The organism is Pseudomonas sp. A39, assembly GCF_058145955.1.
Genome location: NZ_JBYVMD010000051.1, coordinates 31,461 through 41,285 on the forward strand (window position 1 = coordinate 31,461; position 9,825 = coordinate 41,285).

The following is a 9,825-nucleotide window of genomic DNA, read 5'->3' on the forward strand; positions in this document are numbered from 1 at the left end:
GGCGGCTTCGCCACCCAGCGCGGGGCAAGCCCGCTCACTACAAGAGCGCGCTCTGCACATAAACTGCAGGCACAAAAAAACGCCCCCGGCCTTTCGACCGGGGGCGTTTTTCATTCAGCCTGAGTTAACTCAGTTCTTGGCTTTCTTGGCAGCGCGGGTACGCTCGCCTTCGTCCAGGATTTTCTTACGCAGGCGGATCGACTTAGGCGTGACTTCGCACAGCTCGTCGTCCTGGATGAATTCCAGGGCCTGTTCCAGGGTGAAGCGAACAGGTGGAACCAGAGCGATGGTTTCGTCTTTACCCGAAGCACGCATGTTGTCGAGCTTCTTGCCTTTGGTTGGGTTGACGCCCATGTCGTTGTCACGGCTGTTCAGACCAACGATCTGGCCGTTGTAGATCTCTTGACCGTGTTCAACGAACAGCTTGCCACGCGCCTGGAGGGTTTCCAGGGAGTAGGTCAGCGCCTTACCGGTTTCTACCGAGACCAGAACACCGTTCTGACGGCCGGACATGTCGCCGGACTTCATGGTGTCGTAGCGATCGAAGATCGAGGTCAGGATGCCAGCACCGTTGGTCAGGGTCAGGAACTGGTTACGGAAACCGATCAGACCGCGAGCAGGGATGTTGTATTCCAGACGTACACGGCCTTTGCCATCCGGCACCATGTTGGTCAGGTCGCCCTTACGCAGGCCCATCTCTTCCATGACCTTGCCCTGGGATTCTTCAGGGGTGTCGATGGTGACGTTTTCGAACGGTTCCTGCTTCACGCCGTCAACTTGACGGATGATCACTTCTGGACGACCAACGCCCATTTCGAAGCCTTCCCGACGCATGGTTTCGATCAGTACCGAGAGGTGCAGCTCACCACGGCCGGAAACCTTGAACTTGTCGGCCGAGTCGCCTTCTTCAACGCGCAGAGCAACGTTGTACAGCAGCTCTTTGTCCAGACGTTCCTTGATGTTACGGGACGTCACGAACTTGCCTTCTTTACCGCAAAAAGGCGAGTCGTTTACCTGGAAGGTCATGGAAACGGTTGGCTCGTCAACGGTCAGAGGCTTCATCGCCTCGACGTTGTCCGGCTGGCACAGGGTGTCGGAGATGAACAGCGAGTCCATACCGCTCACGCACACGATGTCGCCGGCGAACGCTTCTTCAACGTCGATACGGTGCAGACCGTGGTGACCCATCAGCTTCAGGATACGACCGTTGCGTTTCTTGCCGTCGGCGCCGATAGCAACAACCGGGGTGTTCGGCTTGACGCTACCACGCGCGATACGGCCAACGCCGATAACACCCAGGAAGCTGTTGTAGTCCAGTGCCGAGATTTGCATCTGGAACGGGCCTTCACGGTCAACTTTTGGAGCCGGTACGTTGTCGACGATCGACTGGTACAGCGGGGTCATGTCTTCAGCCATGTCGGTGTGTTCCAGACCGGCAATGCCGTTCAGGGCCGAGGCGTAGACGACTTTGAAGTCCAGCTGTTCTTCGGTGGCACCCAGGTTGTCGAACAGGTCGAAGATCTGGTCCAGAACCCAGTCCGGACGCGCGCCTGGACGGTCAACCTTGTTGATGCACACGATCGGACGCAGGCCGGCTTCGAAAGCCTTCTTGGTCACGAAACGGGTTTGCGGCATAGGGCCGTCTTGAGCGTCAACCAGCAGCAGAACGGAGTCAACCATCGACATTACGCGTTCTACTTCGCCGCCGAAGTCGGCGTGGCCCGGGGTATCCACGATGTTGATGTGGTAGCCGTTCCAGTTGATCGCGGTGTTTTTAGCCAGGATGGTAATACCGCGCTCTTTTTCCTGGTCGTTGGAGTCCATCACGCGCTCGTCGTTGAGCTCGTTGCGCTCCAAGGTGCCGGATTGACGCAGGAGTTTGTCTACCAGGGTGGTTTTACCATGGTCAACGTGAGCAATGATGGCGATGTTACGTAGATTTTCGATCACTTGTGTATCTCGATCAGAGGATTCGGTGTGCTGACAGGTCGTGGCAGCGATTAACAGTAGAGTCAGGCCTTGCCGTTACAGCTTGACGGCAGAGTCGGGGGGCCGGTGACGCAGGCCACAGGCAAACAGCCCCGGGCTCTTAGCTCGGTCGATAAACGCGCACATTGGCATACCCCTCACTGAGCAAATGGTGGGCATGCAGGCGACTCATCACGCCTTTGTCGCAATACAGCAGGTACTGACGGCTGTTATCCAGTTCCTTGAAACGCGCGTTCAATGCATAAAACGGCAGCGTTTGTACGTCGATGCCGGCGATTTCCAGCGGCTCATCTTCGGCGGCATCCGGGTGACGGATGTCGACGACGATCTGGCCGGCCAGGGCTTCGCTGACTTCTTCGATCTGCACATCCTGGCCCAGTTCGTCGATAACGCGATCGATCGGGACCAGCTTGGCGTTCTCGAGCGCACGCTCCAGAATCGCCATATCAAACTGTTGTTCTTCGTACTCCACGCGGTTGCGCTTGGCGTGGGTCTTGGGGTTCACCGAGATGACCCCGCAATATTCAGGCATATGCTTGGCAAAGTCAGCGGTGCCGATTTCTTCTGCCAGGTCGATGATGTCCTGCTTGTGGCTGGCGATCAGCGGGCGCAACACCAGCTTTTCGGTGACGCAGTCGATCAGCGACAGGTTCGGCAGCGTCTGGCTGGAGACCTGGGAGATCGCTTCACCAGTCACCAGCGCATCAATCTGCAACTGGTCGGCAATCCGGGACGCAGCGCGCAACATCATACGCTTCAAAACTACGCCCATATGACTGTTATCGACTTTGCCGAGAATTTCGCCCAGCACTTCCTCGAAGGGCACGCTTACAAATAGCACGCGTTGGGAGCTGCCGTACTTCTTCCAGATAAAGTGCGCGACTTCCATCACGCCCAATTCATGTGCACGTCCGCCCAGGTTAAAGAAGCAGAAGTGGCTCATCAGGCCGCGGCGCATGATCTGGTAGGCCGCCACCGTGGAATCGAAACCGCCGGACATCAGGACCAGGGTCTGTTCCAGGGCGCCCAGCGGGTAGCCGCCGATGCTGTCGTGCTGGCTGTGGATCACAAACAACCGTTGGTCGCGAATTTCCATGCGCACTTCAATTTGCGGCGCTTTCAGGGAAATTCCGGCGGCGCCGCACTCGCGACGCAGCTTGCTGCCGACGTATTTCTCGACGTCCATGGAGCTGAAGGTGTGCTTGCCGGCACGCTTGCAGCGCACCGAAAAAATCTTACCTTCAAGTGACTGACCATAGTGCTGCTTGCACTTCTCGGTGATGTCGTCGAAGTCGCCCAGCGGGTACTCATCCACCTGCAGGAAATGCGCGATGCCCGGCATGCAGCTCAGGCGCTCGGTCATGTCCTTCAAGGCTTTGGGCTCGGTGATACGGGTTTCCAGCTCGAGATTGTCCCACACGCCGTTCACCACCACAGCCGGGTCCAGATCGCGGAGCACGGCACGGATGTTCTTGGCCAACTGACGGATGAAACGCGTCCGTACCGGTCGGCTTTTGATGGTGATCTCGGGGAAGACTTTAACGATTAATTTCATGGAAACAGCGCGCGCCGGGCCTGCTGAAAAAGGGGGGCGCGGATTATAGCGGAAATCGCTCAAGGTTTAACCAGTTAATATGCACAACAAGCGCTACGCACTAAATAGGTGCATTTGCGCGCTTTTGCGCCACATTGAGGTGCGCGTTTTTTGCGCTTTTGTCGCAATGCACCGTTATAGGGGCGTTTTTGGAGCAAAAAACCCATGTTGGCGCACTGGCATGCAATTTGCTCTCTTGTGAGGCAGGTTGCCATGGCGGACTATCCGCGCCGGCATCACCCACATTCTAAGGGCTAACTCCACTACCCCAGCCCGAAGCCACCCGGAGGACACTATGTCGAAGTCGGTTCAACTCATCAAAGATCATGACGTTAAATGGATTGATCTGCGCTTCACGGACACCAAAGGCACTCAGCACCACGTGACCATGCCGGCTCGCGATGCGCTGGATGATGCTTTCTTCGAAGAAGGCAAAATGTTCGACGGTTCCTCCATCGCCGGCTGGAAAGGCATCGAAGCCTCCGACATGATCCTGATGCCGGACGACAGCACTGCCGTACTTGACCCGTTCACCGAAGAGCCAACCCTGATCCTCGTCTGCGACGTGATCGAGCCTTCGACCATGCAAGGCTACGACCGCGACCCACGTGCGATCGCCAAGCGTGCCGAGGAATACCTGAAGTCCACCGGTATCGGTGACACCGTATTCGTGGGCCCAGAGCCAGAATTCTTCATCTTCGACCAGGTTAAGTTCAAGTCCGACATCTCCGGTTCCATGTTCAAGATCTACTCCGAACAAGGCTCCTGGATGTCCGACCAAGACGTGGAAGGCGGCAACCATGGCCACCGTCCAGGTATCAAAGGGGGCTACTTCCCAGTTCCGCCGTTCGACCACGACCACGAAATCCGTACCTCCATGTGCAACGCCATGGAAGACATGGGCCTGGTCATCGAAGTGCACCACCACGAAGTGGCCACTGCCGGTCAGAACGAAATCGGTGTGAAGTTCAACACCCTGGTTGCCAAGGCTGACGAAGTACAGACCCTGAAGTACTGCGTACACAACACCGCCGTTGCTTACGGCCGTACCGCTACCTTCATGCCTAAGCCTCTGTACGGCGATAACGGTTCGGGTATGCACGTTCACCTGTCCATCGCCAAAGATGGCAAGAACACCTTCGCTGGCGAAGGTTATGCCGGCCTGTCCGACACTGCCCTGTACTTCATCGGCGGTATCATCAAGCACGGTAAGGCCCTGAACGGCTTCACCAACCCGTCGACCAACTCCTACAAGCGTCTGGTCCCAGGTTTCGAAGCACCGGTAATGCTGGCCTACTCGGCACGTAACCGTTCCGCGTCGATCCGTATTCCTTACGTGTCCAGCCCTCGTGCTCGCCGTATCGAAGCCCGCTTCCCGGATCCAGCAGCCAACCCATACCTGGCCTTCGCTGCCCTGGTCATGGCCGGCCTGGACGGTATCCAGAACAAGATCCACCCTGGCGACGCCGCCGACAAAAACTTGTACGACCTGCCGCCTGAAGAGGCCAAAGAGATCCCACAAGTGTGTGGCAGCCTGAAAGAAGCTCTGGAAGAGCTGGACAAGGGCCGTGCGTTCCTGACCAAAGGCGGCGTATTCAGCGACGACTTCATCGACGCTTACATCGGCCTGAAAAGCGAAGAAGAAATCAAGGTGCGTACCTTCGTACACCCACTGGAATACGAGCTGTACTACAGCTGCTGATCCGGTAGCGCTGCTTCTTAGAGCGGCGTGACAAAAAAAGACCTCCTTCGGGAGGTCTTTTTTTTGCCTGGGGATTATCACAGCTTGAACATGTCTTAACTTCCTCGAATGAGGCCGCCATCGACTCGCTACTAAACGATAGGGGTGGCAGCTATGCGCAGGTTAGTAGACCGGGGAAGTTAAGCAAAAACCGGCGCATCCGAAGATGCCCTGCACACAGCCGCCATAAGATCGGCGCGGTACGAGCTTAACTTAACCCTCAGGCTACTAAACCTGATCGCTGATGAGCAGCGACCGAGCAACCTTAGAGACGACAAGCCAGCCGTACAAGCCGGCAGATTCTGGCGCACCTGTAGGCAACCACGCAAGTTAAGGTAGCCTCTGACTGACGCCGCTCAAAACCTGCAAACCCAATCTAAATGTGGGAGGGGGCTTGCTCCCGATGGCGGTGGTTCAGTCAAATAGAGGTCAACTGATACACCCCCACCGGGAGCAAGCCCCCTCCCACAGGAGATCACCCTTGAAGTTTCGATTTGTGTTCGCTCTGTTGTTCGTCAGTGCCACTGCGAGTGCCGCGCCACCCGCGCTCGAACCGCTGCTCAACAGCATCGCCGAACGCTTGGAGATTGCCGATCAGGTCGCACTGAGCAAATGGGACAGCAAAAAGCCTGTAGAAGATAAAAAGCGCGAACAAGAGGTGATCGCCAGCGTCGCCGCCCAGGCACCGAGCTACAAGCTGCCACCTGGCGCTGCCGAGCAGTTCTTCTCGGCGCAGATCGAAGCCAACAAACTGGTGCAGTACACCCACCTCTCCGACTGGCAATTCCAGGGCAAGGCACCTGACGATCCACGCCCCGACCTGGTGAAACAGATCCGCCCGCAATTGGACGAGCTGCAGAAACGCCTGCTGCAGCAATTGGCTGACTTCACCCCGCAGCGTACCGACCCGCAGTGCCCACAATGGTTGGCCGAGGCCGTGCATGAGCCGCTGAACGATCCGTTGCGTCAGCTGGCGATGATCCGCGCCACGGCCGAACTGTGCACTGGACCTACTTGATTTGAGGACCCGTCCTGCATCTTCACCGAGGCCGGTAGCCATAGCCTGACTGTTCATTTATCGAACAGGATGGAACCATGATCACCCTCAAGTGCTTGATTGCAGCAGCGGTGGGTTTGTCGTTGCTTGGCTGCGGCACCCACCCAAAGAACGCCGTACACATCGAAAAAGAGGTGTTGCTTGAACGCAGCGCGTCATGGGATGGCACACCTTACAAAGCCTACCCCTCAGGTCCGCCGCAACTGACGCTCATACGCCTCAAGATCCCTGCGCACACGCAATTGCCCTGGCACACTCACCCAATGCCGAATGCCGCCTACATCGTTTCGGGAGAACTAACCGTTGAAACCCGTAAGGGCGGACTGACGCGCACCTTGAGGCAAGGGCAAACCCTGGCCGAGATGGTAGGCATTGAACATCGTGGTATTACCGGCAACACCCCGGTCGAGCTGCTGGTCTTTTACGCGGGCCGTCCGGGCATGCCACTTTCCGAACAACACTGATCCATCCCCCACTCCGGATCGTTTTCACCGCGCCCCGAAAACGATCCACTCGCCACTTCCTGAACAACCTTCATAAAACCGCACTATATTGGTGCGATAGGCTGCACCCTTCCCACCTGGTCAGCCCATTTTGGTTCGAAACTTCCCGAGCAAGCTGGCAGAACGCCACAGTTTCGCGCCTAAATCCCCCATTTCAGGGCTTGCACGCTTCTTTTCGGAGCCTTGGTTTGGTTTTTGCATTTTCCTTGTATCAGCGTGTGCCTCAAGCCCGCGCCTTGCTCCAAAAGAGGTCCCAATGACCATCAGCGATGCACTGCACCGTTTGCTACTCGACAACCTGACCACCGCGACCATCCTGCTCAATGACGACTTGCGCCTTGAGTATATGAACCCGGCGGCAGAGATGCTCCTGGCCATCAGCGGCCAGCGCAGCCATGGGCAGTTCATCAGTGAATTGTTCACCGAGTCGGCCGAAGCCCTGAGTTCATTGCGCCAGGCAGTGGAGCAAGCACACCCGTTCACCAAGCGCGAAGCCATGCTCACTGCGCTTACCGGCCAGACGCTGACGGTCGACTACGCCGTGACCCCTATCCTGAGCAACGGTGCGACCTTGCTGCTGCTGGAAGTGCACCCCCGCGACCGCCTGCTGCGCATCACCAAGGAAGAAGCGCAACTGTCCAAGCAGGAAACCAGCAAGATGCTGGTGCGCGGCCTGGCGCACGAAATCAAGAACCCCCTGGGCGGCATTCGTGGTGCGGCACAACTGCTGGCCCGCGAGCTGCCAGAGGAACACCTCAAGGACTACACCAACGTCATCATCGAAGAGGCCGACCGCCTGCGTAACCTGGTGGACCGCATGCTCGGCTCCAACAAGCTGCCATCGCTGGCGATGACCAACGTGCACGAAGTGCTCGAACGCGTGTGTCACCTGGTAGAAGCCGAAAGCCAGGGCTGCATCACCTTGGTGCGCGACTACGACCCGAGCATTCCCGACGTATTGATCGACCGCGAACAGATGATCCAGGCAGTGCTCAATATCGTGCGCAACGCCATGCAGGCCATCAGCAGCCAGAACGAGCTGCGCCTGGGCCGCATCAGCCTGCGCACCCGCGCCCTGCGCCAGTTCACCATCGGCCATGTGCGCCATCGCCTGGTGACCAAAGTCGAGATCATCGACAACGGCCCAGGTATTCCTGCGGAACTCCAGGAAACCATCTTCTTTCCCATGGTCAGCGGCCGCCCGGACGGTACCGGGCTGGGCCTGGCCATTACCCAGAACATCATCAGCCAGCACCAGGGTCTGATCGAATGTGAGAGCCATCCTGGCCACACCACCTTCTCGATCTTTTTGCCTCTGGAACAAGGAGCCCCATCGACATGAGCCGTAGTGAAACCGTCTGGATCGTCGATGACGACCGTTCTATCCGCTGGGTCCTCGAGAAAGCCTTGCAACAGGAAGGCATGACCACCCAGAGCTTCGACAGCGCGGACGGGGTGATGAGCCGCCTGGCTCGCCAGCAGCCCGACGTGATCATCTCCGACATCCGCATGCCCGGCGCCAGTGGCCTGGACCTCCTCGCGCGGATTCGCGAGCAGCACCCACGCTTGCCGGTGATCATCATGACCGCGCACTCGGACCTGGACAGCGCTGTCGCGTCCTATCAGGGCGGCGCCTTTGAATACCTGCCCAAGCCGTTCGACGTGGACGAGGCGGTGGCGCTGGTCAAGCGCGCCAACCAGCACGCCCAGGAGCAGCAGAACCAAGAAGCTCCGCCCGCCCTGACCCGCACCCCGGAGATCATCGGCGAAGCGCCGGCGATGCAGGAAGTGTTTCGCGCCATCGGGCGCTTGAGCCACTCCAACATCACCGTGCTGATCAACGGCGAATCGGGTACCGGTAAAGAGCTGGTGGCCCATGCCCTGCACCGTCACAGCCCACGGGCGGCCTCGCCGTTTATCGCGCTGAACATGGCGGCGATCCCGAAGGACTTGATGGAGTCCGAGCTGTTCGGCCATGAGAAAGGGGCGTTTACCGGCGCGGCCAACCTGCGTCGCGGCCGCTTTGAACAGGCCGACGGCGGCACCCTGTTCCTCGATGAAATCGGCGACATGCCGGCCGATACCCAGACCCGCCTGTTGCGCGTGCTGGCGGATGGCGAGTTCTATCGGGTGGGCGGGCACACGCCGGTCAAAGTTGATGTGCGCATCATCGCGGCAACTCACCAGAACCTGGAAACCCTGGTGCACGCGGGCAAATTCCGTGAGGACTTGTTCCACCGCCTCAACGTGATCCGCATCCATATTCCGCGCATGTCGGACCGTCGCGAAGACATCCCGACCCTCGCCCGCCACTTCCTCAGCCGCGCCGCCCAGGAGCTGGCCGTCGAGCCGAAGCTGCTGAAAAGCGAGACCGAGGAATACCTCAAGAACCTGCCGTGGCCGGGCAACGTGCGCCAGCTGGAGAACACCTGTCGCTGGATCACCGTGATGGCGTCCGGGCGCGAAGTGCACATCAGCGACCTGCCGCCGGAGCTGTTGAGCCTGCCGCAGGACTCTGCCCCCGTCACCAACTGGGAACAGGCGCTGCGCCAATGGGCCGATCAGGCCCTGGCACGCGGCCAGTCGAACCTGCTGGACAGCGCCGTGCCTGCGTTTGAGCGGATCATGATCGAAACCGCCCTGAAGCACACCGCCGGGCGCCGTCGCGACGCTGCCGTGCTGCTGGGTTGGGGCCGTAATACCCTGACGCGCAAGATCAAGGAGCTGGGGATGAAGGTCGATGGTGGGGATGATGACGAGGGTGATGAGGGCTGAATCTCCGATCCACTGAAGATCCAATGTGGGAGGGGGCTTGCCCCCGATGACGGTATATCAGCCACAGATGTTGTGACTGACCTACTGCCATCGGGGTGTAGAACCGTAGACATCGTTTACATCTGAAACCGGGGACATCGTTTACACATTTGAGGCTTGGACGCGG

The 9,825-nt window shown here is 58.6% G+C and carries 7 protein-coding genes; 5 read left to right on the top strand and 2 right to left on the bottom strand.

The annotated features are described in order from the left end of the window. Window positions 1-129: 129 nt before the first annotated feature. Window positions 130-1,950 carry a translational GTPase TypA gene (typA, locus tag AC3ZU9_RS26990; RefSeq protein WP_003217997.1) on the bottom strand — a complete coding sequence of 607 codons (1,821 nt, stop codon included), beginning with the start codon at window positions 1,948-1,950 and terminating at the stop codon, window positions 130-132. Window positions 1,951-2,089: 139 nt separating this feature from the next. Then, complete coding sequence (gene thiI / locus AC3ZU9_RS26995) at window positions 2,090-3,544, bottom strand: tRNA uracil 4-sulfurtransferase ThiI (RefSeq protein ID WP_012721763.1); 1,455 nt, start codon at window positions 3,542-3,544, stop codon at window positions 2,090-2,092. A 334-nt stretch (window positions 3,545-3,878) separates the two neighbouring features. Here thiI and glnA point away from each other — a divergent pair, with 334 nt between their 5' ends. The 5 genes from glnA to ntrC all read left to right on the top strand — a co-directional run bounded on the left by glnA (window position 3,879) and on the right by ntrC (window position 9,659). After that, complete coding sequence (gene glnA, locus AC3ZU9_RS27000) at window positions 3,879-5,285, top strand: type I glutamate--ammonia ligase (RefSeq protein ID WP_064054085.1); 1,407 nt, start codon at window positions 3,879-3,881, stop codon at window positions 5,283-5,285. Between the two features lie 520 nt (window positions 5,286-5,805). Next, entirely contained in the window at window positions 5,806-6,342 is a 537-nt protein-coding gene (locus AC3ZU9_RS27005; protein ID WP_490091583.1) for a chorismate mutase, read from the top strand. A 77-nt stretch (window positions 6,343-6,419) separates the two neighbouring features. Then, window positions 6,420-6,845 carry a cupin domain-containing protein gene (locus AC3ZU9_RS27010; protein ID WP_012721759.1) on the top strand — a complete coding sequence of 142 codons (426 nt, stop codon included), beginning with the start codon at window positions 6,420-6,422 and terminating at the stop codon, window positions 6,843-6,845. Between the two features lie 295 nt (window positions 6,846-7,140). Further along, window positions 7,141-8,226 (top strand): nitrogen regulation protein NR(II), encoded by a 1,086-nt coding sequence (glnL, locus tag AC3ZU9_RS27015; protein WP_046034638.1) that lies wholly within the window; start codon window positions 7,141-7,143, stop codon window positions 8,224-8,226. Then, on the top strand, window positions 8,223-9,659 hold the full coding sequence (gene ntrC, locus AC3ZU9_RS27020) for a nitrogen regulation protein NR(I) (protein ID WP_003218003.1): 1,437 nt from the start codon (window positions 8,223-8,225) through the stop codon (window positions 9,657-9,659). The genes glnL and ntrC overlap by 4 nt, the downstream gene beginning before the upstream one ends. Window positions 9,660-9,825 lie beyond the last annotated feature (166 nt).

What these genes read in the sequence shown, in the direction of transcription:
- ntrC (WP_003218003.1), top strand. Translation starts at nt 8,223, where the DNA reads ATGAGCCGTAGTGAAACCGTCTGGATCGTCGATGACGACCGTTCTATC.
- thiI (WP_012721763.1), bottom strand. Translation starts at nt 3,544, where the DNA reads ATGAAATTAATCGTTAAAGTCTTCCCCGAGATCACCATCAAAAGCCGA.
- AC3ZU9_RS27010 (WP_012721759.1), top strand. Translation starts at nt 6,420, where the DNA reads ATGATCACCCTCAAGTGCTTGATTGCAGCAGCGGTGGGTTTGTCGTTG.
- glnA (WP_064054085.1), top strand. Translation starts at nt 3,879, where the DNA reads ATGTCGAAGTCGGTTCAACTCATCAAAGATCATGACGTTAAATGGATT.
- glnL (WP_046034638.1), top strand. Translation starts at nt 7,141, where the DNA reads ATGACCATCAGCGATGCACTGCACCGTTTGCTACTCGACAACCTGACC.